We start from the raw sequence: 22,925 nt of genomic DNA, 5'->3' as shown, positions 1-22,925 counted from the left end.
CGCGACGCTCACACCGCGATCCTTGATCAGGCGAACCGCCTCGATCTTGAACTCACGCCCAAATCGTCTTCGCTGCATCTGCCACCTCCGGCTTCATGAAACACCCAATCTCGGTGTCCACGAAACCGGCAGCAGGCCAGTAGGGGCAGTGCAGGACGCTGACCCCCCAGCGCTCGCGGAGGCCGGGCAGCGCGGGCAGTTGATCGACGACGCCGGTCGCCAGAAGCAGTCGCGTGCCCGTCTCCGAACCGCCCTCCCAGGACACGGTGAAGCCGGACGGGCCCGGCTCGACAGCGGTGACCTCGGCTTTGAGACAGGCCACGCCGGGATAGGCGAGTAGCTGGGCGCGGGCCTCGGCGATCATGGCGAGGGGATCGCGACCATCCTGTCCGAAGAAACCGTGCGAGGCCTTGGCGAAGCGGTTGCGGGGCGAGCCCGCATCGACCACGAGCACGCGGCGCCGGGCCCTGGCGAGATAAAGCGCGGCGGACAGGCCGGCAAAGCTGCCGCCGATGATGATGGCGTCATGAGGCATCGCGAGATCCATGCGAAAAGGAGAGGGGCGGGACGGGGCGTGGCAACCGTCGGGATGACCGCAGGCGGCTCAGCCGCCCCGGCCGGTGAGGGATGTGGCGCTGCGGCAATCCTCGCATTCGCCCTGCAGCTCGATGCTGTGCCCGCGGCTGCGGAAGCCATGCGCTTCGACGGTTGCCGCCAGTGACCGGGTCACGCCGGGAAGCACGGCCTCGTCGACATCGCCGCAGCACTGGCAGATCATGAAGACCAGCGTCTCGTCCTGGGCATGGTCGTGATCGCAGACGACGAAGGCGTTCTGCGTGGCGAGGCGATGGACGATGCCGAGTTCGATCAGGAAATCCAGGCTGCGATAGACCGATATTGGAGAGATGCGCCGGGTCGGTGTGCTCAGCCGCTCGACGATCTCGTAGGCCTTCAGTGGCCGTGTGCTGGCGGCAAAGGCGGCGAGCACCTCGCGGCGCAGAGCCGTCAGCGAGCGGCCCGTCGCCGCGCATTGCGCCAGCGCGCGCGTGAACAGCGTCTCGGGAAACGCCTCTCCGAGTGCCGGGTCCTGATCGACATGCGCCGTCGTCACGTTCGAAGCCATCCCTCAGGTTGACAAGATGGTTATGTTATATCGTAACATAAACTGAAATCAATCCTGGACGGACCCTCATGACATCCGATGCCCTTCTTACCGACCGCCGCCTGCCGGTGACGGTCCTCTCCGGCTTCCTCGGCGCCGGCAAGACGACCCTGCTGAACCACATCCTCAACAACCGCGAGGGCAAGCGCGTCGCGGTGATCGTCAACGACATGAGCGAGGTCAACATCGACGCCGACCTGGTGCGCGAGGGCGGGGCAGGGCTGTCGCAGACGGAGGAGAAGCTGGTCGAGATGAGCAATGGCTGCATCTGCTGCACGCTGCGCGACGATCTCCTGAGCGAAGTCCGCCGGCTCGCCGCCGAGAAGCGCTTCGACTACCTACTGATCGAGGGCACCGGCATCGCCGAGCCGCTTCCGATCGCCGCGACCTTCTCCTTCCGCGACGAGGACGACCAGGCGCTGGACGATGTCGCGCGGCTCGACACGATGGTCACCGTCGTCGACGCGCTCAACCTCCTGGCCGATTACGACAGCCGCGACTTCCTGGCCGATCGCGGCGAGACGGCGGGCGAGGGCGATGGCCGGACGCTGGTCGATCTCCTGGTCGAGCAGATCGAGTTCGCCGACGTCGTCGTGATCAACAAGATCGGCGAGGCGACGCCCGAGCAGCGCGAGAAGGTCCGCCAGGTCGTGCGCGGCCTGAACGCCGATGCGCGGATCGTCGAGGCCGAGTTCGGCCGTGTGCCGCTGTCGGCCGTCCTCGATACGAAGCTCTACAGCGAGGAGCGCTCGCAGGAGCATCCGCTCTGGCACAAGGAGCTTTTCGGCTTCAAGGACCATGTCCCCGAGACCGAGGAATACGGCATCCGCTCCTTCGTCTACCGGGCGCGCCGCCCCTTCCACCCGCGCAAGCTCTACGATCTCCTGGAGCAGCGCCTGCCCGGCGTGATCCGCGCCAAGGGGCATTTCTGGCTGGCGACGCGGCCGCGCTGGGTCGGCGAATACTCGCTCGCCGGTCGCATCACCCGCACCGAGGGCATGGGCAGTTGGTGGGCCGCAGTGCCCAAGGAGCGCTGGCCACGCTCGGAGGAATTCGCCTCGCTGATGCGCAAACACTGGTCGCAAACCTGGGGCGACCGCCGCCAGGAACTGGTCTTCATCGGCACGCAGGAGATGGACGAGGCCGCGATTCGCGCCAGGCTCGACGCCTGCCTCACCGGCAGCCCCGCGACGGGGATGTCGAAGTCGTTGTCGTCGCTCGAGGATCCGTTTCCGGCCTGGGACCGGCAGGCGGCGTGAGGCTGCAATGCGCCCGCGCTTGCGTGCAACCCTTGCCGACCTCGGCCCCTTCGGAGAGTGTGTCGGCGACCATGCGATCTGATCACCTTGCCTTCAAACAGCCGGCGGGCCTCGGTCGGGCGATCATCCTGATCGCGCGCTCGGCCATCGCGGCGGCGCCGATCGCGGAGATGGAGCGGCTGCGGAGCCTCGCCGCCGCCCGTGCGGATGGCGCCTGGGTCGCCTATGCCTTCACCGAGCAGGGCGCGCCGTCGCTGCGCGAGGTCGTGCTCGGCCTGCTGAATGAGCCGATTACCGAGATCCTGTTCGTCCCGCTGCTGCTGCCGATGGAGCCGGCCTTCGCCGCATGGCTGACCAAGACGCTGCAGCGTTGGCGTGCCGAGCATCCCGGGCCCTGGCCTGTGCTGCGGATCGGTGCCGGCCTCAGCCAGGGCAGCGCGATCGCCGATCTGCTGACCGAGCAGATCGATGCGGCCCGGGGCGCCGCCCCGGTTTCGCATCCCCAGAAGGCGCCCCAGGCGGGTTCGCTCGTTCCGGCCCAGAAGCGGCGCGTGCTGGTCTGCCAGGGCGGCCCCTGCATGGCGGCCGGCGCGGATCTGATCTGGGGCCATCTGCGCAACGAGCAGGCACGCCTGGGCCTGCGCGAGGCCGGGGAGGGCACGATGAGCGCCAAGACGAGCTGTCTCGGGCCCTGCAATCTTGCGCCCGTCCTCCAGGTTTGGCCGGAGGGCACCGTCTATGGCGGGGTCGATGAGGCCGGTGTCGATCGGATCATCGCCTCGCATCTCCAGTCCGGCGAGCCAGTGCGTGATCTTGCCTACGAAGCCACAGGCAGGAAGCAGACGTTGCGTCCGAAAATCCTATCGGCGACCTGAGGGCATGGGTCGCGGGCGGCCATGCACAACGGTTGCAGCACCCCTGACCTTCGAAGCCTTGACGCCACAATCTCGCCATTTAGTTTGAAGGCGTCAGGGTCCTCGGATCGCATCCGAGGCTAAGAGGGAATCCGGTGCGGCGACACGCCCATGCCGGAGCTGCCCCCGCAACTGTATGCGGCGAGTTTTCGACCACCATGTCACTGGCGTTCGCGCCGGGAAGACGGTCGAGAGCGACGACCCGTGAGCCAGGAGACCTGCCTTGACGGTCTATGATGTCGCGCGGGCGGGGTGTCCGGCGGGTCGTTGATGCGTCGCGGCGGCTCTTCGGGCCCGCCTTCGCGCGTTTGCGCCTTGCTACATGCCTCTCCCGCGACAGCGAGGGGCTGAGGCGATGAACGCAAGCTGTTCCACCATTGAACCATTCCGCCTGAGACGCGCATCGTGCCGCAATCACGAGCCACCATCGGGAAAGAGATATTGCAATGTTATAACATTGCATTCATGAGACTGGGCCGATGAAGCCCATATCCTCAATCCCCTCTGGCCCGGCAGGCGGCCTTGCCGACCGTAAGCCCGAACGCGATCCGCTGGGGCTCTACGCCTCTGCGATCGACACGTCGGACTATGTCGCGCGCGTCGCGCCGCTCATCCGCCAACTCGTGCCAGATACCGGCGATCTGATCGACATCGGCGCCGGTGCCGGACAGCTCGGTGGAGCACTGGTCGATCGGGGCAGGCGCTGGACGGCGATCGAGCCCGCGCCGGTCATGCAGGCGCGGCTCCAGGCACTGCCGAACCCGCCCGCGCTGATTCCGCTCGGCTGGGATGATCCCGGTCTGGTCTGCGCGCCGGCCGCGACCGTCCTTGCGGCGACCATGCCCGGCTATCTGGCCGATCCCGCCGCCTTTCTGGCGTTCTGTCGCAGCCTGGCGCGGCATGCGATCATCTGGGTCGTGCCGGCCCAGCGCGGGCCGCGCGGGCTGATCCTAGCCGGTTGCTTGCCATCCGCCTGGCATGGCGAGGACGAGACACCGGCGATCGATCTCATCCTGCCGCAGCTGCGCGGCGACCGGCCCTCCGTCCTGGCGGAGACGGACTGGACCTTCTCGCTGGTCACCCGCGATCTGCCGGGTCTCGGCCGCTATCTCGCCGACCGTCTGGGTTGGCTTCCTGACGATCCGCGCCGAGCGGATCTGATCGCCGATCTCGCCTCACAGGCCGAAACCGTCCCTGGCGGCCTATGTCTCTCCGTTCACCGCCGCTCGGCCATCCTCGTCTGGAACCTGTCATGATCCGCCTGCCTGTCCGCACAACCAACCTGCTCGCCGCGACCTGCCTCGCCAGCGCCACCGCCACGCCCGTTTCTGCCCAGACCGAGATCAAGCTCGACGAGCTCGTGGTGACGGCAACCGGGCGGCCCGAACCGCGCAGCAGCATTCCCGGCACCGTCCAGGTGATCGACGCCGCCCAGATCGAGCGCTCCTCGGCCAAGTCGATCACCGATCTGCTCGCTGAGAACGCGGTCGGCTTCTTCAGCGAATGGACGCCCGGCCAGACCTCGATCAACATCCGCGGCGGGGCCAGCGACGGCCAGGGCAAGGATTTCCGCAGCCAGGTGCTGGTGCTGATGAATGGCCGGCGCGCCGGCACCGCCAACCTCTCCAAGCTCTCGGCAGCCGATGTCGAGCGGATTGAAGTGGTGCGCGGTCCGTCTTCGGTGATCTATGGCAGCCAGAATATCGGCGGCGTCATCAACATCATCCTCAAGACCGGCCGTACCGCGCCCGGCACGATGATCGAAGGCAGCGGCGGTTCCTGGGGCCTGCTGCAGGGCAAGGCCCAGACCGGCGGCCTATATGACAGCATCGATTATTATGCCGGCATCTCCGGCGGCCAGCGCGACGACTACCACTCCGGGCGCGGCGGCTCGACTATGGCCAATACCGGCTGGAAGCGCTTCGGCCTGACCGGCGCGCTCGGCCTCCAGATCAATCCGTACCATCGCATCGAGACGACCCTGCGCACCGACGGCGTCTATGATGTCGGCTTTCGCGGCTCCGGCGCCAACACGATCAGCCAGGAGGACCGCTACAACAACTCCTTCGATGTGACCTATCGCGGCCAGATGCCGGGCGGGCAGTACCGCTGGATGCTGCAGGGCTATGCCGTCCAGGATGTCGACAATTTCCGCTGGGCCTCGCCGATTATCCGCGGCAGCACCGGCCTGCCGGCACTGGGGACGGCGGCGGATTACAACCGTCGCGAACTCAATGTCGTGGGAACCCGCTTCCAGCCCAGCGCGACGCTCTGGGCCGGCAACGATCTGCTCGCCGGCTGGGACTGGGAGCGCAGTACCCTGCGCTCGACGCGCGACCGCATCGGCGTACCTGGCAACCCGCTCGCGCAGGTCTCGCCGCAGGACAATAATCAGTCCGAGACGGTCAACGCGCTCTATGTCGAGGATTCGCAGAAGCTCTGGGACGACCGCATCACCCTGCGGGCCGGCGTGCGCCGCACCTTCGGCACGACGAGCTTCGAATACACGCCCAACCTCGCCGGCCAGGTCCCGCGTGACGTCGATTATCAAGCGACGACATACTCGACCGGCGCGACCTTCAAGGCCACCGACCGGCTGACCTTCCGTGTCGGTTACGCGACCGGTTTCCGCGCTCCGACCGCGACCGAACTCGCCGCTGATTTCAATACGCTGGGCGGCGGCCGCATCTTCGGCAATCCCGCGCTGAAGCCAGAAACCAGCGCGCAGGTCGAGGCGGGTGCGGCCTATGCCGGCGAGGGCTGGCGCGCCGATGTCGCGCTCTTCCAGAACGTCATCTCGGATCGCATCATCACCCGCGCCCGCACCGGCGTCGCCAACACCTCCGACTATGCCAACAACAGCGGCGATGTCGTGGTGCGCGGCGTCGAACTACAGCTCGACGCCGATATCCTGAAGCTCGCCGGCCATACCGATACGCGCTGGCGCTGGTCGCTGTTCGGCAACGGCGCCTACAATTTCGACATGGAGGACAAGGGCGCGGCCGCCACCGCCAACAGTCGCAAGCCCGAGCGCATGTACCAGTATCAGGCCGCGATCGGCACGCGCTTCGGCCAGAGCGGCGGGCAATATGACTGGTCGATCCAGGTCACCGGCATCCTGCGCGGGCCGATGTGGTACAACACCGAGGAAAACCTTGTCGCCAGCGCCGAGCCGAACCGCGACTGGATCCACCGCAAGAACCCGTTCTGGGTGTGGAATGTGCGCGGCGAGGTCGAGATCGCCAAGGGCATCAAGCTCTTCGCGCTGGTCAACAACCTCTTCAACAAGAACGAGAGCCCGATTTTCATCGGCCTCGACAAGAAGCCCTACAAGCTCGATTCCCGCTTCGCCAATGGCGGCTACGGCACCTCGATGCCGGGGCTCGAGGTCCAGGCCGGCGTGCAGGCGCGCTTCTGAGTGAAGGCGCTCGCGCTCATCGCCGCTCTAGCGTGCGCGTTCTCCTGCACGCTCGCCGGTCCAGCCGCGGCCGAGCCGATCCGGCTGACGGACGCGGTCGGCCGCGATGTCGAGATCGCGCGATCGCCGCAGCGCATCGTGCCGATCTTTGCCTCGAATGCCGAACTGGTGGCAGCGCTGGGGCTGAGCGAGCGCGTCGTCGGGGTGGAGGCCTATACGCGCTTTCCGCCGGAGCTTGCGCGCAAGCCGCAGGTCGGGGGGCGCCTCGGCTTCTCGGTGGACGCCATCGTCGCACAGAGGCCGGATCTACTGATCGTGACGCCCGCCCGCCAGGCGATGCATCAGCTCATCGACCCGATGACGCGGCTGGGGATCCCCGTCATCGTCCTGCTCGCCCGCAGCGTCGCCGAGGTGATGGACAATCTGCGCCTCGTCGGACAGGCAACCGGGGTACCGGAGCATGGCGAGGCCGTGGCGCGAGCGCTGGAGGCGCGGCTCGCCGCCGTCGCTGTGATCACGCCAGCACAGCCGCCGAGCGTGGTCATGATCACCGGCCGGCTCGGCAACGGGCTCGTCCTGGTGGCCAGGGCCGATACCTATACCGGCGATGCGATCGTCCGGGCCGGCGGGCGCCATGCGCTCCCGCGCAGCGTCGTCGCCCAGGTCTCGCCCGAGGCGATCATCGCCGCCGATCCCGACATCCTGCTCTTCGCCGGGATGCAAGCCGATCTCGATGCGCTGATTGCCCAGCCCGGCTGGCGTCTGCTCCGGGCGGTGCGGGACGGGCGCACCCATCTCGTCTCGCGCGCGCAATTCCTGATCCCGGGCCCGCGCACGGTCGACGGCATCGAGACGCTGGCCGCCTTGTTACGAAAGCGTCCCTCTTGAGACACCGGTTTCTCATCCTCGGCGCTTCGCTCGCTCTCGCCCTGCTGTTCGGCGCGGCGGCCGGCCATGACTGGGCCTCGCCGCTGAAACTGGCCTCAGCATTGTCGGGCGCCTCCGATATGGAGAGCCGGCTGCTGCTGGTCTGGCGCCTCCCGCGGGTGCTGGCGGCGGCGCTGGTCGGCGCATTGCTGGGCCTCGGCGGGGCGATCTTCCAGGGCGTCTTTCGCAATCCCCTGGCCGAGCCCTATCTGCTGGGGGCCTCGGGCGGTGCCGCAATCGGCGCGACGTTGGCGCTGCTCGTGCCACTCGGCCTGCCGGGCGGCCCAGCCCTGGCCGGGCTATCCTTCCTCGGCGCCTGGGGCGCGACCTGGCTGGTGCTGGCGGTCTCGGGGCTTCACGGCCGGCCCGACACCGCCGGGCTGCTGCTGGCGGGCGTCGCGGTGGCTGCCATGCTGGGCGCGCTGCGCTCCTTCCTGATGCTCGCCCTTTCCGATGACAGCGTGAACCTGCAGGTCGTGCTGAGCTGGACACTGGGCGGCATCCAGACGCCCGATCTCGCGGGGCTGGTTTTGCTGACGGTCCTCGTCCTCGCGGGCCTGCTGCTCTCGCTGTCGCTGGCGCGCGGGCTCGATCTGCTCGGGCTCGGCGACGAGCAGGCCTTCGCCTTCGGGCTCGATCCGGTCCGGTTTGCACGTCGTGCCGTGCTGGTGGGAGCGGGAATCGTCGCGGCGGCGGTGGCCTTCGGGGGGCTCGTGGCGTTCGTCGGCCTGATCGCGCCACATCTCGCGCGCTGGTGGATCGGGCCTCGGCACCGGGCCCTGATGCCGGCGAGCGCTCTGATCGGCGCCGCACTGGTGGCATTCTGTGACGGCATCGCCCGCGCCGTGCTGCCGCCGGCCGAAATCCCGCTCGGGCTGGTCACCGCGCTGATCGGCGGGCCCTTCTTCCTCCTTCTGCTGGCTCGGAGGCTGCGGCCATGATGCGCGTCGCATGCCAGGGCCTGGGAGTGAGCGCGGGCGACACCGTGCTTCTCGACAATGTCAGCCTGTCCTTTACGGCGCCGGCTCTCGTGGGCATCCTCGGCCCCAACGGCGCCGGCAAGTCGACCCTGCTGCGTCTCCTGGCGGGTTACCGCAAACCGGACCGCGGCGCAGTCAGCTGGAATGGACGGCCGCTCTCAAACTGGACGGCCACGGAGCGCGGCGCAGCCTGCGGCTATTGTCCCCAGCAATTCGAGCCCGCCTGGAACTACGCCGTGGCGGAGATCGTCAGACTCGGCCGCGACCGCCGCCCCGGCAAGGCGGCCCCGGTGGAGGCTATCCTCGCGAGCAACGGTCTCGCGGACCTGGCAGCCCGCAGCTGGAGCCAGCTTTCGGGAGGGGAGAGAGCGCGTACGATGCTCGCCGCGACCCTGGCAACAAAGCCGCCGCTCGTGCTGGCCGACGAGCCGGGTGCGAGTCTCGATATGCGCCACCGGCTGGCCTTGCTGGAGCGGCTCAAGGCTTATGCCGGCGCGGCCCTCGTCATCGTCGTCATGCATGATCTCGATCTGGCGCTGCGCTTCTGCGACCGCCTCGTCCTCCTTGATGGCGGCCGCCTCGCGGCCGACCGGGCGGCAGGTTTGATGCTGGATGACCCCGTCTTTACGGCCACCTTCGGTCTGCGCTTGCAAGCCGAGCCGCGCCGCGCTGATCGGGACTGGGTGATCGGTTTGGGATGAAGAGCCTGGCCAGATTCTAGCCGATATGGCCGCGAATTGAGGCACGCCGACGAGGCTATTCATTTCGCTTCAACACCGGGATCAATGAGGATGCCCGGTGTCAAAGACAAGCCGAATGGTCCGACTATCGAGACGCGGCGGCTGCCAGCGGGCAGCTACCCTCGGACAAGGGCCGGAAGGCATCGCCGAAGGGAACGGTCGCAATCTGCTCGTACAGATCCCAGGCGCCGCGTGACTCCCCCGGCTTCTTGACGCGAAACAGATACATGTCGCGTTCGATCCGCCCGTCGCTGCGAATTTTGCCGTTCTTCAAGGTCGCGTCATTGATCGGCAGGCTGCGCATCGCGGCGGCGACAGCCGCAGGGTCGTCGGTCCCGGCCGATTGCACAGCCTTGAGATAGTGCAGGGTCGCGCTGTAATCGGCCGCATTCATCATGTTGGGCATGAGCTTGCGGCGGGCGAGAAAGCGGTTGGCGAAGCCGCGCGTTTCGTCCGTCTGGTCCCAGTAGAAGCCCTCCGTCAGCAGCATCCCCTGTGCCGCCTCCAGGCCGAGCGCATGGACATCCGTGATCATCAGAAGAAGACTGGCGAGGCTCTGCTGGGTGGCGCCGCCGACGAGGCCAAATTCCCGCGCCGTCTTCACCGTGTTGATCGTGTCGTTTCCGCCATTCGCCATCCCGATGATCTTGGCTCCGGATGCCTGCGCCTGGAGCAGATAGGACGAGAAGTCCGTCGAATTGATGGGCGCACGGACGCGACCGATCACGCGCCCGCCGGCTGCTTCCACGAAGCGGGCAGCATCCCGTTCGAGCACATGGCCGAAGGAATAGTCGGCCGTCACGAAGAACCAGGAGGAGCCGCCGTTCTTGACCGTGGCGGTCGCGAGCGTTTTGGCGAGAGCATAGGTGTCGTGCATCCAGTGGAACCCGGTGGGCGAGCAGGCCGGCCCGGTCAGATCCGACGATCCCGAACTGGTCGCGATGTCCAGCTTGCCCTTCTCGCGGGCGTAGGATCTTACGGCGAGCGCGACTGAAGAGGCGCCCAGCCCGACGATGACATCGACGCCGTCCTGATCGTACCACCGGCGTGCAATGGCCGAGCCGAGATCGGGCTTGTTCTGGTGATCGGCGGAGATGACCTCGATTTTCCGGCCCAGCACGCTGCCTCCGAACTCCTCGGCAGCCATCTGCACGGCCATCAGGCTCGACTGACCGGTAATGTCGGCATAGGGACCCGACATATCGTTCAGGACGCCGATCTTGACCGTGTCTCCGGACAACTGGGCGACCGAAGGCGTCGCCGCATTGGCCCAGACGAGGCACGCAGCGACCAGCGTGGCGAATTTGGAATGCGTCATGAAGCGCTCCTGTGCGATGCGGATGGGGCTATGAAGGACCGGCGGAAGACAGCCGGTGAAGTCAGGTAGCCAGCGAAGACGCGTAGGCTTTTTGCTTTGGTGCTGTAGGGAAGGCGGCTTCGATCAGGTCCCGGGCCATCGCATCGGCGATGTCCGAAGGCGACCGCCCCGTCGCCTCAGCCCGGCCGAGGATGGCGGCGAGGCGGTCTGGAATGCGATGCACGCGAATTAGAACCTCGCCCTGATCCTGTCCGAGATACTCTGCCGCCACATTGATGATGCCGCCCGCATTCACGATGTAATCGGGCGCATAGAGAATTCCGCGGCTGTGCAGGCGTGCTTCATCGGCGGCCGTGGCGAGCTGGTTGTTGGCGGCGCCGACGATCATGGCGGCTCGAATGTCCGGGATGGTCTCCTGGTTAAGGCCCCCGCCCAGCGCGCAGGGCGCGAAGAGCTCGACCTCACTGCAATAAATCCGGTCCGTGGAGACGACCTCGGCGGGGATGGCGGCGAGCAGCCGGGCGACGGCCTCCTTGCGGATGTCGGCCACGACCAGCTTCGCACCGCGTTCGTGAAGTCGGCGGCAGAGATCCGCGCCGACATGGCCGAGCCCCTGGACGGCGATCCGACATCCTGCGAGCGGCAGTCCCCGCCTGGCCAAGACGGTCTCGATACAAAGGAACACCCCGAGTGCCGTCCAGGGAGACGGATCGCCTCCCGCTGCGGTGCCGACCGGCGGCAGACCGAACACGAAGGGCGTCGCGGACCGGACGCTTTCCATGTCGCGGGGAGACGTGCCGACATCCTCTGCGGCCAGATAGTCACCCTTGAGTTCGTTCAGGACATGCCCGTAGGAGCGGAACAGAGCCTCGCGGTCGAATTCGCCCTCCGGCAGCCGGATCACGGACTTTCCGCCGCCAAAGGGCAGCCCCGCCAAGGCGTTCTTGTAGCTCATGCCGCGCGCGAGACGCCGGGCATCCAACAGCAGGCTCTTCGCGTCGTCGTAGTGCCAGAACCTGCATCCGCCGGCCGCAGGGCCCAGCGCCAGCGAGTCGATCGCGATCACACCCGACAGGGCGCAAGCCGTATCCTCGAACCAGACGAGGCGCTGGCCGTCCTCCACCGACGTCCTGATCCGCCGCGTCATCACGGCGTTCCCTGGCTGGACTCGAAATGGCCGTCCTTCAGGCGCGCGGCCGCCCGCTCGCTCGACCGAAGCCGTTCCTCGAGCATCGGACGCGCGGCCGCACGGATCTCGGCCAGCATCGTGGCGGGCGCATTCTGTTCGGTGATGTCGAAGGGGGGCTTGGGATCATATTCGAGCATGAGCTGCAGTCGCTTGGCGACCTCGTCGCCGCACAGCTCGGCTGCAACCTGAAAGGCAAAGTCGATTCCCGCCGTCACACCGCCGCCCGATATCCGGTTGCGATCCACGACGATGCGCTCGGCGACGGGAATGGCACCCAGCACGGAGAGCTGATCGCGCGACAACCAGTGGCAGGCGGATTTGTACCCGTTCAACAGCCCCGCGCCCGCCAGAATGAAACAGCCGGCGCAGACCGAGGTCACATAGCGCGCGCTTTCGCCGGCGCGGGACACGAAGCTCATCACCTCGGGATCGTCCATCAACGCCATTTGTCCTGGGCCGCCACCCACGCAGAGCACATCAAGCGGTGGGCAGTCCTCGAACGCAGTCGTCGGCATCAAGGTCAGCCCGACATCGCTCGTGATCGGCTCGACGCGCTTCCACAGCAGATGGATTCGCGCGCCGGGCAACCGCGCCAAGACTTCGAAGGGGCCCGTGACATCGAGCTGAGTCATTCCGGGAAAGAACAGGAGCCCGATCTCCAGCGTCGCTTTACTCAAGGAAGCCCCCATCTGTGCTGAGGCTTCATCTTTGAGCATGACAGTCGGGGGCGGAAACGACATTCTGACCTCCTTTTCTGCCATGCGATCCATCGCGGCTGTGGAGGGCGGCTTGCCCCAGCGTCATGTCGTCTTCGTCATGTTTCCCGATGCGCTGTTGCTGGACCTGTCGGGCCCGCTGGCCGCATTCGAGCTGTCCTGCGAAACGGCCAGCGCGGAGGGGGCGCCCTACAGGCTGACGGTCGCGTCCGCGACCGGTGGACTGATCAGGACGTCCTCCGGCATCGAATTGATGAGCCGCTCGATCCAAGATTTGAGCGACGTCGATACACTCGTCGTCGTTGGAGGCATTGGCGTCCATGAAGCGGCGGACCAGCCGCTGCTTCTCGACTGGCTGGCGGCTCATGCCGGAGGCATTCGGCGTGTCTGCTCGGTGTGCACGGGCACGTTCGTCCTGGCCGCGGCCGGGCTCCTCATCGGCCGAAGAGTCGTCACGCATTGGGGCTCCTGCCGGCTGCTGCAGGATCGCTATCCGGACGTCACGGTGTCGCCGGATGCCATCTATGTGCGCGACGGCCCGATCTGGACGTCAGCGGGCGTGACGGCGGGCATCGACCTCGCGCTGGCTCTGATCGAGGAGGATCGCGGTCACGCCGAGGCGATCCGTGTTGCGAAGCGACTGGTTGTCTTCATGAAGCGGGCCGGCGGCCAAACGCAGTTCAGCGTGCCGCTGGTTCTGCAGGAGGCGGACGATCATGGCTTTGAGACGCTGCACAGCTGGATCCAGGATCACCTGGGCGATGATCTCCGGGTCGAGGCTCTGGCAGCGCGGGTTGCCATGAGTCCGCGCACCTTTGCGCGCTTGTACCTCGAACGGACGGGCCGCACGCCCGCCAAGGTCGTCGAAGAACTGCGGCTGGAAGCGGCTCGTCGCGCACTTGAGGAAACACGGCACAGCATCAAGGAAATCGCGACCCGCAACGGCTTTCTCGACGAGGAGAGGATGCGCAGAGCCTTCCGCCGCCGGCTTGGCGTCAGTCCGCAAGATTATCGGGCCAAATTCGGAGCGGGCGACGCCAGAGAACGGATCGACCAGGACACTGACCTCGGCGTCGCCCCTATAACCTGATCTAGTCCCGGCTGCGCTCGTCAGAAATCCCGTGACGCGCGGTGAAGCGGGCCAGAAACCCGTCGTGGCTGTGGTGGCCCAATGTTCGTCGTCGTCCGTACCTCAAGATCGCCACGACGCAGCCGTTTGTTAGCGCCGAAAGGCTATGGGGACAGACAGCGAAACTGAACCGCTCCCGCCTGTCCCCCCTGGCGGTGCCGGTACCGGGCTCGCGCGGCGGATCATGGCGACAGCTTCGTGATCGAGTGCGGGATCGCCTGAAGACGTAGCTAGACGCACGGATATGACGTTGCCAGCACGATCGATCGCGAACGCGACCTGGACCGTGCCCGGCTTGGCATCTCCCGGAAAGCGCTTGTAGCGGTTGAGGTGAGAGGCGAGCTGTGCACGCCAGCTCGCAGTCGAGATCGACGTCTGCGAGCTGGCGCCCAAAGAAGACGGGCTTGGGGCCAAGGCCTGCCGCGGCGCAGGAGCCGGAGCGGCCGCCTCGCGCTGGCGAGATCGTTCGACGCGTTTGCGCTCGACGACGAGTGGTTTAGGCAGCGGCTTGCGTTCGGGAGGCTTCGTGGCCGGCTTGGCCGGCGTAGGCGGTGGCGGCGCGAGGACGGCGAGCGCGTCGGGTATGGCGGGCAGCTCCGGCAACCTGATCTCATTTTCGGGCACCTGGACCGGCATTGGCTCGGGCATTGGCTCGGGCGGCGGCGTCTCCTTCACCGGGTCGGGTGGCGCGTCGGACTCGATGCGCTCAGGAGCCAGCGGCAGGGTCTCGGCCGGGGCCTCGGGCGCTACGGAGACGGCCGCGAGGTCGATCATGATCGCGGGTTCGGGTGCGCCCGCGGCCGCCTCCGCGCTCGCCGGCTTCCAGTTCAGCGCGACCCAGCCCGCGCCGCCATGGGCCGCGGCGACGACCAGCGCGGCCGCAGCCCAGCGCAGCGCTCCATTCCAGCGGTACGGCTCGACCGTCGCCATCATGGTCGGTTAACCCCGGCAGCCGCAGCCGGGCCGCCTTGGCCAGTATCCTCGAGCCCGACTAACGCGATCTTGAGGTAACCCGCATTGCGAAGAAGGTTCATCACCTCCATCACCTCGCGATAGGCGACGGCTCCATCAGCGCGCAGGAAAATGCGTTGCTGCCGGTCGTTGCTCGTACGTTGGTCGAGCATCGCCGGGAGCGCGTCGCGCAGTACGGGCTCGTTGCCGAGCGCGAGAGACAGGTCGCCCTTCACTGTCAGGAAGACCGGCGTATCGGGCCGGGCTTGAGGCTGTGCGTTGGAGACCGGGAGGTCGACCGCGATATCCACTGTCGATAGCGGAGCCGCGACCATGAAGATAATCAGCAGAACGAGGATCACGTCGATGAACGGCGTGACGTTGATGTCGCTGACCTCCGTGAGGTCGCCATCCTGCGGACCCTTGAGCGAGACGGCCACAGCGCTACTAAGTCTGGACGAGTGGCATGCTGCCGGTTGCCGAAAGGAACGGCTGAGCAGCTTGTGGCTCGGTAGCCTGTAACTGCGGTCGCGCAGCCTGTGATGGTTGGCGGCTCCGCCGCTCCAGATCGCGCGAAAGATGGCGCAGAATCTCGCCCGATGCATCCGACAGCATGGCGCGATAGCCGGCGATCGAGCGCGCGAAGACATTGTAGATGATGACGGCAGGAATGGCGGCGACGAGGCCGATCGCGGTCGCTAGCAGCGCCTCGGCAATGCCGGGCGCGACCACGGCGAGATTGGTGGTCTTCGCTTGGCTGATGCCAATGAACGCGTTCATGATGCCCCAGACCGTGCCGAACAGGCCGACGAAGGGCGCGGTCGAACCTATCGTGGCCAGCAGCCCAGTGCCACGCGCCATCACCCGCCCGGACCGGGCCTCGATGCGCGACAGAGCGATCGAGACCCGCTCCTTAATGCCCTCCTCCCCCAGATCGGCGGAGCGCTGCGTCTCATCGAGCGCCGCACCGAGCAGGATCGCGACGTCCCCTAGCAGGCGGCCCGTCCGGCCTGCCCCCGCCTCTGCGGCCTCGACGAGACTGCCCGCCGCCTCCAGCCGGCGCAATGCCCCCCGCGCCGCCGCCTTGGCGGAGGCGAGTTCCAGCGCCTTGGCCACCCAGATCGTCCAGGTCACGACAGAGGCGAAAGCCAGCCCGATCATCACCGCCTTCACGAAGATATCGGCCGCCATGAACATGCCCCAGGGGGACAGGTCGTGAGGACCGGTGATCATGGCGAGTTTCGCTTATGAGGGCGCACGGTCCGGCTCATTTGGGCCGAGCCGCCGCTGTCGTGACGCCGGCCAGGAAACCCACCATCATGTCGCTCATCATCTTGACGACCGGCTCGGGGGCGGTCGCCGGCGTGCCGGCATTGAACGGAGGCTGAGGAGCATATTCCGCAAGCAATTGGACGCATTCGGCATACTCCCGGTCGCGTAGCTCGCCGACCAGCGTCAGCCCGAAATCGATGCCTGCGGTGACGCCGCCACCGGTCACCCTGTTGCGGTCCTGCACAATACGGCCCTCGGTCGGGATGGCCCCAAACAGCGGCAGCACCGATGTCGCAGCCCAATGCGTGGTCGCCTTGTAGCCGTCGAGCAGGCCCGCCATACCCAGGATGAGCGAGCCCGTGCAGACCGAGGTCACGCGTTTCGCGCGCGAGCCTCGGTCCTTGACGAAGGCGATCGTCGCCTCGTCCAACATCGCGGCCAGCGATCCCTGCGCCCCGCCTGGAATGCAGAGGATGTCGAGATCACGCGGACACTCGTCGAAGGTGGCCGAGGGTGTGAAGACCAGGCCTTGATCGCTCTTCACCGGCTCCTTCGTCTTCGCGACGAGATGGACGGTCGCGCCCATCAGGCTCGCCAGCATGTGATGCGGGCCGACCATGTCGAGCGCTGTGAACTCCGGATAGATCAGGAAGGCGATCTGTTCCTTGCCGACCCAGTGGGCCGGCATGGATGACATGTCATGCTCGATGGCGGGCGGGGCCGATGGCTGGGCCCGGGCCGCGCCCGCCGCACCCTCCTTGGCGAGCGCCAGGGCGATGGTCGAGGTTGCGACGGCGGCGGTGGAGAACTGCCTGCGGGTGATGGTCATTTGTCCGCCCTCCTCACTTGAAGATGTAGCTGAGCTCGGCATAGACGGTCCGCGGCGCGCCGGGAGCGACCTGTCCACCGAGCCAGGCATAGGGGGTGTAATAGCGCTCACCGGTCAGGTTCTTCACGGCGAGCGACGCCTTCCAGTTGTCGCGCTCATAGGCGATCTTGGCGTCGACGGTGAAATATGCCGAAGTCTTCCACTTGTTGGCCGGATCGACATATTGGCTCGACGCCGCATAGACACCTGCGCCGAGGCTCAAGCCAGCCAGCGTGCCCGTATCGAACTTGTAGTTCGCCCACAGACGGCCAGAACGCTCCGGCACGAAGGGCAGCTTGCTGCCGGTGGGGACCGATCCGCCGTTGTAGTCGAGGAGGGGCGAAGCGAAGGTGGCGTCCGTAAAGCCGTAACTGGCGAGGAAGCTCCAGTTGGTGTTCGGCTGCCAGATGACGTCGGCCTCAAAGCCTTGCGACTTCTGCTGAGACAAGGCGGCGACGCCAAGCGCGATCGACACCGGCACGTTGTCGCGGTGGATGTTGAAGTAGGCGAGCGTTCCCGACAGCGCGTCGCCGAGCTTGAACTTCAGGCCTGCTTCGGCCTGGCGCGACGTCTCGGGCGCGGGCCGCGTCACCGCCGTCGAAAACCCGACCCAGCGCATGCCCTCGGTGTAGCTGGCGAAGGCGGACAGGCCCTGCCACACATCGAGGACGACACCTGCACGCGGCAGCAGCTTCGTCTTCTCGGTGGTGATGCGCGCGGCCGGCGTGAGCGCATACTCGTCATATTTGATGTCGATGCTCGCGAGCCGGGCCCCGGCGAGGAGATGCACCCGCTCGAAGACCGTCGACTGGATCTGGGCGAAGGCGCCCTTGGTCACGTAGTCGTTGCGGTAGTCGAAGAACGCCGCGTATTCGCCGACGCCGCGGGTCGGTCGCGTGAATGGCGTCGTGTAAGCCGGCGACTGCAGATCGACTGTCGTCGGCGGGCACAGCACCGGATCGAAGGTCGCCATGTAGCAAAGGTTGCCCAGGTAGTCCCCGGTCATGAACCCTTTGTCTCGCACCTTGGTATAGTCCAGGCCGGCCAGGACCACGTTCTTCGTCGGGCCGAGATCGAACTTGGCCTTGACCGTCGGGTTGATGGTGAACTCCTCCTGCTTCTGGAAGAGCTGGAGGTTCTGCAGGAACCAGGTCGAGGGTCCGAAGGCAGGGACGGCGCCGGTCGCATCGCCGCCGAAGATGTTCTGGGAGAGCTGATCGAACTGCGTCTGGCTCCAGCGGGCCTTCAATTTCGCCGACCAGATATCGTTGAACTTATGGTCGAGCGTCGTCGCGATGCCGTGGTTGCGCGTATAGCTGTCGGGCAGGGTCCGCGGCCCGACGAAGGTCTCGGGTCGCAGGCGGAAGTCGCCCAGGATCGTGCCGTAAACCGGCAGGCCCTGATAGGCCTGCTGCTGCTGGCGGGAGAGGAAGCCCTGGATCGTCAGCGTGGTGCTGTCGTTGTTGGTCAGGGTCAGCGTCGGATTGATGTTGTAGCGCTTTGAATCCAGCGTATCGATGAAACTGCGGTTGCCGGTGAATTCGCCGGTCATCCGGAAGAGCGCGGAACCGTCGGCCGTCAGCTTCCTGTTGATGTCGAACCAGGGATTCCAGTAGCCGTAGCTGCCGAACCGCAGACCGCTCTGCACGAAGTTCTCGTTGCGTGGCAGCTTGGAGACGACGTTGAGGACGCCGCCGAGGGGCGAACCGACGCCGCCGCCATAGAGGATCGTGCTCGGTCCTTTGAGCACCTCGATCCGCTCGACATTGGCGAGCCCGTCACGGTCGCCGGCATTGTACAGCGTGACCAGACCGTCGCGCCACTGCTCTGCGGGAAAGCCGCGGATGCGCAAGGGGGCGATGTCCGTATTGGCGATCCCGAGCGGGTTGGCCGGCTGGGCGTTGCTGACGTTGGTGAGCGCTTCGCTGATGGTCGTCGTCGCCTGCTGCTCGATGAGCTGGCGCGGCAAGACCTGGATCGACTGCGGGAGCTGCTCGATCGGCGTGTCGGTCCGGGTCGCGGAACCCGCGGTCAGGGCGCGAATGCCTTGCACCGGCCCTGCCGTCGTATCGGTGATCCTGGCGCCGTCGCGCGGTCCCTCGACCGTGATCGTATCGAGCTGAACGGCATTGGGCTGCTGGGCGAAGGCCGGAGCTGCGAGCGGGCTAAGGCACGAGAAAGCGACTGCGCATGATGCGCCGGCTGTGGATTTAAAAGTCATGGGTGTTCCCTCGAAGGCTGAAAATCGTTGCGACGGATTTCAGGCCAGCGAGGGCGGAGCTCGGGACGGGGGCGGCGACTCGGGAACATCCGGCGGCGCGCGCTGCAAGGCGGCGGAACGGAAGCGGATCGCCGTCGATGTGCGATGCCGCGACGGCATCCATTCGATTGTCGCGATCGTGGTCAGCGGCGCGTCGAAGGCCGCCCGTTGCAATGGCAGGCAGCACGGCAGCGCATGGTCTGCGTGAGTCTGGTCGCCGGTTGGCGTGCCGCTGCTGCTGCACAGCACCATCAGGGCCTGATCCAGCGGCGACGGCGCGCGCGCGGATGCCAAGTTCAAGCTGCCCAGAATGGCCTGAAACAGGATCGCGTAGGCGAGACTGACAACGGCACAAACTCTGGCAGCGCTCATAACCGCAACATCCAGGCGCCCTCGAATGGGATGGGCAAGAAGCGCTCATGGAACGCGCGCAGTGAGGATACGGGATCGATGTCGGCGAATTGCTCGGGATAGATCTGCTTGGCGATGAACTGCAGCGAGATCCAGTCGGTCAGCGAGCGCACCAGCGAATGCTCGACCGTGTAGACGTTCCCGGTTCTGACCGCGGGCAGCGCGTCCCATCCGGGGCGACCAAGATAGGGCCGCAAGCTGGCGCGCGCCGTCTCGGGATCGACATCGTAGCCGAGGCGCACCGCATGCGGCCGGTTGGCCCAGGACGAGCCGGTGATGAAAATGTGCTCCGGCGCCGCGGCCAGCACCTTCTCGGGCGCGATCGGCACGAAACCGGCCGCCTGCGCCAGCGCCGCATTGGCGATGTTGTCGGCACCGATCGTGTCGAGCATGCGGCCCCACATCGTGTTCTTGTAGGTGCTGCCGAACTCGCCGGCGCCGAGCCAGCCGATCTCGATATAGACCTTGGGCTTGGGCCCCTTGGCCAGGGCAGCCCGACGGCGGATGTCGGCGATCTGCGTCTCGTAGAGCGAGGCCAGTTCACGCGCCCGCGCCTCGGCACCGATCGCCTGTCCGATGGCGATGGTGCTGGCGATGTGCTTCTCGAGGCTCTGCGAATTGTAGTCGGCGACGAGGATGGGAATGCCGGCCGCCTCGATCGCGGCCGTAACCGCGCTCGCCCCGGTCATCGCCCAAGGCGGCACGATCACGAGGTCGGGCCGCAGCGCGAGCACCTTCTCCGGCACAAGCACCTCGTTCTCGCCCAGCCCGACATCGGGCAGCGCGGCAAGGCGCGGGATTGCCGCGACGAAGCGCTCATAGGTCTTGGCGCGGTTGACCGCCCATTGATGCTTGCGGAAGCCGACGACGCGCTCCCAGCCGGCCGCGCCGCCTATCGCGGTGAACTCCTCCAGGTAGAAGGCGATCACGACGCGCTCGGCGGGTTTAGTCAGCTCGACCTTCCGGCCGACGGCATCGGTGATGCTGATCGCCGCCTGCGCGGGCCTTGGCAGTGTGGCGACCAGCGGGAGCGCCAACGCGGCGCGGCGGGTCAGTTGTGCGGATGGGGTGGACATAAGGGGCCTCTTCTCGGCGAAACTTGCGACAGCTCGCGGTTCAGTGCTGTGGACATCCGTCCCTTCGAAGGCGTCCTTCACGGCCGGATCTCGACTGTCTCGGTGAGGCGGATCATCTCGAAGTCCGAGATCAGAATGGCGAGCTCGACGCTCCAGCGGCCATGTCGCGGCAGGCTGAGACCCTCGATCCGCCAGACACCGTCTGCACCACGGATCGCTGGGCGCTCGATCGCCTCGATGCCGGCTGTGGGGTTGGCGAAGGAGAGCGTCAGCTCCTTCGCCGGCAGCGGCCCGAAATCGCCGTTCATCAACACGATGGCGACTACGATGGGCCCGGCTCGCCCCGGCGTCAGGGTGACGTCGGCCATCGCGGTGAGCGTGTGGATATGGATGTTCGCCGGCTGGGCGGCTGCGATGGCGAGCGCGCGCGGCGGCGGGGTGAATCGCCACAGCGCCGCCGTCCCTAAGATCGCTAGCATCAGCACGAGTTCGACGGCGACGATGCGCGCCATGAGGTGACAGGCGGAAAGCCGTCCCGCCTGGACCTGGGACGTCAGCCGCCAGCGGTTGAGGGCAGCGAGCCCCAGCACGAGCGCGACCAGCCCGAGCTTGGCCAGCAGCACGCGGCCGTAATCCGTGTCGATCAGCGCGGCGGGCCGCTCGACCTGCACCACGGCGAGCACGAGTCCGCTGCCGAGCAGCATCGCGACGATGGCGGGGATGCGCCAGGAAAAGCGCCGCAGCGTCGCGGCTGCGTCGGGCTGACGGAGGGCCCGGATCAGCGGCAGCAAGGCGCCGGCCCAGAGCGCGATGCCGGCCGCATGCAGGAACACCGCCGGCCGCATCAGCGCTTGCGGACTGGCGGCGCTGGCATGGCCGCTCGACGCTAGCGCGAGACCCGCCAGACCGACGCCAAACAGGCCGGCGATCTTTCCGAGGCCTCCTGCCAGCCGAAGCGCCAGGAGGCAGCTCGCCAGCGCGGCCGCCGCGATTGCGAGTGTCGAGGCAAGGCTGGTGCCCAGCGCCGCCCGCCAGACCGGCGGCTGGAACAGCGCCCGCAGATCCGCCCCCAATGCGTCGAGACCCTGCGCGGCCAGTGACAGTGGCAACGCGACCAGGCCTAGCAGCAGGGCGGCGGTGACGGGGCCTCGCGCCCTCGCCGGAAGCGGCGCAACCCAGGCCGCGAAGGCGGCGCCGCCACAGCCGATGAACAGGCCGAGATAGAGAGCGACGCGGCTGGCCCAGAGCAGCACCCGCACCATCGCGTCTGTCTGTGTCCCGGCGGTCGGCGCCGTCGGGCTCGGCGCGCCGATCGAGAACAGCACCGACCCGCCGACCGGGTGGCCATCGGCCGAGACCACCCGCCAGCTCAGCACATGCGTGCCCTCACCGAGGCCGGCAGGCGCCGCGATCACCAGCGTCCGGTCCCTGAGATCGGCGCGCTCCAGCGGCGTCGCCTGGCCGTCCGGCCTGATCAGCCGCAGCGCCAGCGGCGAGACCGGCTCGCTGAAGGTCAGCGTCAGCTCCGACGGTGCGGAGGGAAGGACGCTGCCATCAGCCGGGCTTGCGCCGTTCAGCGCCGCATGCGCGAACGCGCGGCTGGCCGGTGCGAGGGCAACGGCGAGCAGTCCGATCAGGACGAGGATGAGGCGAAGACGAGCGGCCATGACGGTTCCAGGCGGCCGGGCCCGAGGGCCCGGCCAAGACGAAGGTCTCGCAGCCGGGCGCTGACGCCCGGCTGCTTGGGTCGGTTCACTTCTTGGGGGTGAGCTTCAGGCCCGGAGCCGGGAACTTGTAGTCGTCGGAGACCTTGCCGGCTGCGGGGATCTCGATCCAGCGCTCGACGCCTCCGCCCTCGCATTCCTGAACGATCGGGACGTAGAGCGTGGTGTCGGGCTTGAGATCGGTGGTGAGGTAACCGCGGAAGACGAACTCGTCGTAATGCTCATCCAGGAGCTTTCCGCCGCTCCAGACCACCTCCTTGACGCCTTCGGAGGTCGGCGTGCCGTAGTAGTCGTAGGACTTCACGTAGGCGCCCTTGACGGTTTCCAGCGTCCAGCCGGCCTTTGGCATCGGCTTGACGGCGATCACCCCTTCCGGGATCTGCACGCGGACCTTGATGGTGGCGGCGCCCTTGCAGCCATGGGGCACGCGCGCCACGGCCTTGTAGGTCGAGCCGACGGGTGCCGACGGCGTCTCCAGCGTGACATGGGCGAAGGCGGGGCCGGCGGCCAGCGCGGCGAGGGTGGCGAAAACGGTACGGATCGACATGGGGATGTCCTTCGAGTGAAGTGGCCCAGAGGGGGGCGGTGTAATCAGGGCTAGAGGCCGCGGC

General features: G+C 67.1%; 22 protein-coding genes and 1 riboswitch. Of the genes, 8 read left to right on the top strand and 14 right to left on the bottom strand.

Translation table 11 applies throughout. From position 1 onward, the window contains the following. Positions 1–52: 52 nt before the first annotated feature. Positions 53–535 (bottom strand): NAD(P)/FAD-dependent oxidoreductase, encoded by a 483-nt coding sequence (locus Q8S38_RS19015; protein WP_371125921.1) that lies wholly within the window; start codon positions 533–535, stop codon positions 53–55. 69 nt (positions 536–604) lie between these two features. After that, positions 605–1,111, bottom strand: coding sequence for a Fur family transcriptional regulator (locus Q8S38_RS19010; RefSeq protein ID WP_305681912.1), 507 nt, complete (start codon positions 1,109–1,111; stop codon positions 605–607). 80 nt (positions 1,112–1,191) lie between these two features. Here Q8S38_RS19010 and zigA point away from each other — a divergent pair, with 80 nt between their 5' ends. From zigA to Q8S38_RS18975, 7 genes are all read left to right on the top strand, one after another. Further along, positions 1,192–2,421, top strand: a complete 1,230-nt coding sequence (gene zigA / locus Q8S38_RS19005; RefSeq protein WP_305681911.1) for a zinc metallochaperone GTPase ZigA — start codon at positions 1,192–1,194, stop codon at positions 2,419–2,421. A gap of 71 nt (positions 2,422–2,492) precedes the next feature. Then, positions 2,493–3,296 carry a (2Fe-2S) ferredoxin domain-containing protein gene (locus tag Q8S38_RS19000; protein ID WP_305681910.1) on the top strand — a complete coding sequence of 268 codons (804 nt, stop codon included), beginning with the start codon at positions 2,493–2,495 and terminating at the stop codon, positions 3,294–3,296. Between the two features lie 79 nt (positions 3,297–3,375). Next, a riboswitch (cobalamin riboswitch) is annotated at positions 3,376–3,575 on the top strand. A gap of 239 nt (positions 3,576–3,814) precedes the next feature. Next, a complete protein-coding gene (locus Q8S38_RS18995) occupies positions 3,815–4,591 on the top strand; it encodes a hypothetical protein (protein WP_305681909.1) in 777 nt (258 codons plus the stop codon). Further along, positions 4,588–6,753: a TonB-dependent receptor gene (locus tag Q8S38_RS18990; protein WP_305681908.1), complete on the top strand. Its 2,166-nt coding sequence runs from the start codon at positions 4,588–4,590 to the stop codon at positions 6,751–6,753. Before Q8S38_RS18995 ends, Q8S38_RS18990 begins: the two co-directional genes overlap by 4 nt. Next, on the top strand, positions 6,754–7,641 hold the full coding sequence (locus Q8S38_RS18985; RefSeq protein ID WP_305681907.1) for an ABC transporter substrate-binding protein: 888 nt from the start codon (positions 6,754–6,756) through the stop codon (positions 7,639–7,641). It begins immediately after the preceding gene. Next, entirely contained in the window at positions 7,638–8,621 is a 984-nt protein-coding gene (locus Q8S38_RS18980) for a FecCD family ABC transporter permease (RefSeq protein ID WP_305681906.1), read from the top strand. Before Q8S38_RS18985 ends, Q8S38_RS18980 begins: the two co-directional genes overlap by 4 nt. Then, on the top strand, positions 8,618–9,361 hold the full coding sequence (locus tag Q8S38_RS18975) for an ABC transporter ATP-binding protein (protein WP_305681905.1): 744 nt from the start codon (positions 8,618–8,620) through the stop codon (positions 9,359–9,361). The genes Q8S38_RS18980 and Q8S38_RS18975 overlap by 4 nt, the downstream gene beginning before the upstream one ends. Before the next feature lie 124 nt (positions 9,362–9,485). Here Q8S38_RS18975 and Q8S38_RS18970 read toward each other — a convergent pair whose 3' ends face one another. The 3 genes from Q8S38_RS18970 to Q8S38_RS18960 form a co-directional block, all read right to left on the bottom strand. Further along, positions 9,486–10,718: an ABC transporter substrate-binding protein gene (locus Q8S38_RS18970; protein ID WP_305681904.1), complete on the bottom strand. Its 1,233-nt coding sequence runs from the start codon at positions 10,716–10,718 to the stop codon at positions 9,486–9,488. 61 nt (positions 10,719–10,779) lie between these two features. Next, a complete protein-coding gene (locus Q8S38_RS18965) occupies positions 10,780–11,865 on the bottom strand; it encodes a Leu/Phe/Val dehydrogenase (protein WP_305681903.1) in 1,086 nt (361 codons plus the stop codon). Further along, on the bottom strand, positions 11,865–12,647 hold the full coding sequence (locus tag Q8S38_RS18960) for a DJ-1/PfpI family protein (RefSeq protein ID WP_305681902.1): 783 nt from the start codon (positions 12,645–12,647) through the stop codon (positions 11,865–11,867). Before Q8S38_RS18960 ends, Q8S38_RS18965 begins: the two co-directional genes overlap by 1 nt. Positions 12,648–12,666: 19 nt before the next feature. Between Q8S38_RS18960 and Q8S38_RS18955 the strand changes: the two genes are divergently transcribed. Continuing rightward, positions 12,667–13,713, top strand: coding sequence for a GlxA family transcriptional regulator (locus Q8S38_RS18955; RefSeq protein ID WP_465247601.1), 1,047 nt, complete (start codon positions 12,667–12,669; stop codon positions 13,711–13,713). Positions 13,714–13,842: 129 nt separating this feature from the next. Here Q8S38_RS18955 and Q8S38_RS18950 read toward each other — a convergent pair whose 3' ends face one another. The 9 genes from Q8S38_RS18950 to Q8S38_RS18910 form a co-directional block, all read right to left on the bottom strand. Next, positions 13,843–14,685: an energy transducer TonB gene (locus Q8S38_RS18950; protein ID WP_305681900.1), complete on the bottom strand. Its 843-nt coding sequence runs from the start codon at positions 14,683–14,685 to the stop codon at positions 13,843–13,845. Continuing rightward, a complete protein-coding gene (gene exbD / locus Q8S38_RS18945) occupies positions 14,682–15,143 on the bottom strand; it encodes a TonB system transport protein ExbD (RefSeq protein WP_305681899.1) in 462 nt (153 codons plus the stop codon). The genes Q8S38_RS18950 and exbD overlap by 4 nt, the downstream gene beginning before the upstream one ends. A 7-nt stretch (positions 15,144–15,150) precedes the next feature. Further along, complete coding sequence (gene exbB, locus Q8S38_RS18940; RefSeq protein WP_305681898.1) at positions 15,151–15,936, bottom strand: tonB-system energizer ExbB; 786 nt, start codon at positions 15,934–15,936, stop codon at positions 15,151–15,153. Positions 15,937–15,970: 34 nt separating this feature from the next. Continuing rightward, the gene (locus tag Q8S38_RS18935; protein ID WP_305681897.1) at positions 15,971–16,804 is read right to left on the bottom strand and encodes a DJ-1/PfpI family protein; all 834 of its coding nucleotides are present in this window, start codon (positions 16,802–16,804) and stop codon (positions 15,971–15,973) included. Positions 16,805–16,817: 13 nt separating this feature from the next. Next, entirely contained in the window at positions 16,818–19,064 is a 2,247-nt protein-coding gene (locus Q8S38_RS18930) for a TonB-dependent siderophore receptor (RefSeq protein WP_305681896.1), read from the bottom strand. Between the two features lie 39 nt (positions 19,065–19,103). Next, on the bottom strand, positions 19,104–19,475 hold the full coding sequence (locus Q8S38_RS18925) for a hypothetical protein (RefSeq protein ID WP_305681895.1): 372 nt from the start codon (positions 19,473–19,475) through the stop codon (positions 19,104–19,106). Next, the gene (locus Q8S38_RS18920) at positions 19,472–20,590 is read right to left on the bottom strand and encodes an ABC transporter substrate-binding protein (RefSeq protein ID WP_305681894.1); all 1,119 of its coding nucleotides are present in this window, start codon (positions 20,588–20,590) and stop codon (positions 19,472–19,474) included. Before Q8S38_RS18920 ends, Q8S38_RS18925 begins: the two co-directional genes overlap by 4 nt. A 77-nt stretch (positions 20,591–20,667) precedes the next feature. Beyond that, complete coding sequence (locus tag Q8S38_RS18915; protein WP_305681893.1) at positions 20,668–22,257, bottom strand: copper resistance CopC/CopD family protein; 1,590 nt, start codon at positions 22,255–22,257, stop codon at positions 20,668–20,670. An 85-nt stretch (positions 22,258–22,342) separates the two neighbouring features. Continuing rightward, positions 22,343–22,861, bottom strand: coding sequence for a YcnI family copper-binding membrane protein (locus Q8S38_RS18910; RefSeq protein ID WP_305681892.1), 519 nt, complete (start codon positions 22,859–22,861; stop codon positions 22,343–22,345). Positions 22,862–22,925: the final 64 nt, after the last annotated feature.

Origin of the sequence: Allobosea sp. (assembly GCF_030695125.1) — a bacterium.
Lineage (GTDB): Bacteria > Pseudomonadota > Alphaproteobacteria > Rhizobiales > Beijerinckiaceae > Allobosea.
Note: the sequence above shows the minus strand (reverse complement) of the source record. Positions and strands in the feature narration are given on the sequence as shown.

Bases quoted from the DNA above. Each gene is read 5' to 3' on its own strand.
- Q8S38_RS19015 (WP_371125921.1), bottom strand. From the start codon at position 535: ATGCCTCATGACGCCATCATCATCGGCGGCAGCTTTGCCGGCCTGTCC.
- zigA (WP_305681911.1), top strand. From the start codon at position 1,192: ATGACATCCGATGCCCTTCTTACCGACCGCCGCCTGCCGGTGACGGTC.
- Q8S38_RS19000 (WP_305681910.1), top strand. From the start codon at position 2,493: ATGCGATCTGATCACCTTGCCTTCAAACAGCCGGCGGGCCTCGGTCGG.
- Q8S38_RS18995 (WP_305681909.1), top strand. From the start codon at position 3,815: ATGAAGCCCATATCCTCAATCCCCTCTGGCCCGGCAGGCGGCCTTGCC.
- Q8S38_RS18990 (WP_305681908.1), top strand. From the start codon at position 4,588: ATGATCCGCCTGCCTGTCCGCACAACCAACCTGCTCGCCGCGACCTGC.
- Q8S38_RS18975 (WP_305681905.1), top strand. From the start codon at position 8,618: ATGATGCGCGTCGCATGCCAGGGCCTGGGAGTGAGCGCGGGCGACACC.
- Q8S38_RS18970 (WP_305681904.1), bottom strand. From the start codon at position 10,718: ATGACGCATTCCAAATTCGCCACGCTGGTCGCTGCGTGCCTCGTCTGG.
- Q8S38_RS18965 (WP_305681903.1), bottom strand. From the start codon at position 11,865: ATGACGCGGCGGATCAGGACGTCGGTGGAGGACGGCCAGCGCCTCGTC.
- Q8S38_RS18960 (WP_305681902.1), bottom strand. From the start codon at position 12,647: ATGTCGTTTCCGCCCCCGACTGTCATGCTCAAAGATGAAGCCTCAGCA.
- Q8S38_RS18955 (WP_465247601.1), top strand. From the start codon at position 12,667: ATGCGATCCATCGCGGCTGTGGAGGGCGGCTTGCCCCAGCGTCATGTC.
- Q8S38_RS18950 (WP_305681900.1), bottom strand. From the start codon at position 14,685: ATGATGGCGACGGTCGAGCCGTACCGCTGGAATGGAGCGCTGCGCTGG.
- exbB (WP_305681898.1), bottom strand. From the start codon at position 15,936: ATGATCACCGGTCCTCACGACCTGTCCCCCTGGGGCATGTTCATGGCG.
- Q8S38_RS18935 (WP_305681897.1), bottom strand. From the start codon at position 16,804: ATGACCATCACCCGCAGGCAGTTCTCCACCGCCGCCGTCGCAACCTCG.
- Q8S38_RS18930 (WP_305681896.1), bottom strand. From the start codon at position 19,064: ATGACTTTTAAATCCACAGCCGGCGCATCATGCGCAGTCGCTTTCTCG.
- Q8S38_RS18925 (WP_305681895.1), bottom strand. From the start codon at position 19,475: ATGAGCGCTGCCAGAGTTTGTGCCGTTGTCAGTCTCGCCTACGCGATC.
- Q8S38_RS18920 (WP_305681894.1), bottom strand. From the start codon at position 20,590: ATGTCCACCCCATCCGCACAACTGACCCGCCGCGCCGCGTTGGCGCTC.
- Q8S38_RS18915 (WP_305681893.1), bottom strand. From the start codon at position 22,257: ATGGCCGCTCGTCTTCGCCTCATCCTCGTCCTGATCGGACTGCTCGCC.
- Q8S38_RS18910 (WP_305681892.1), bottom strand. From the start codon at position 22,861: ATGTCGATCCGTACCGTTTTCGCCACCCTCGCCGCGCTGGCCGCCGGC.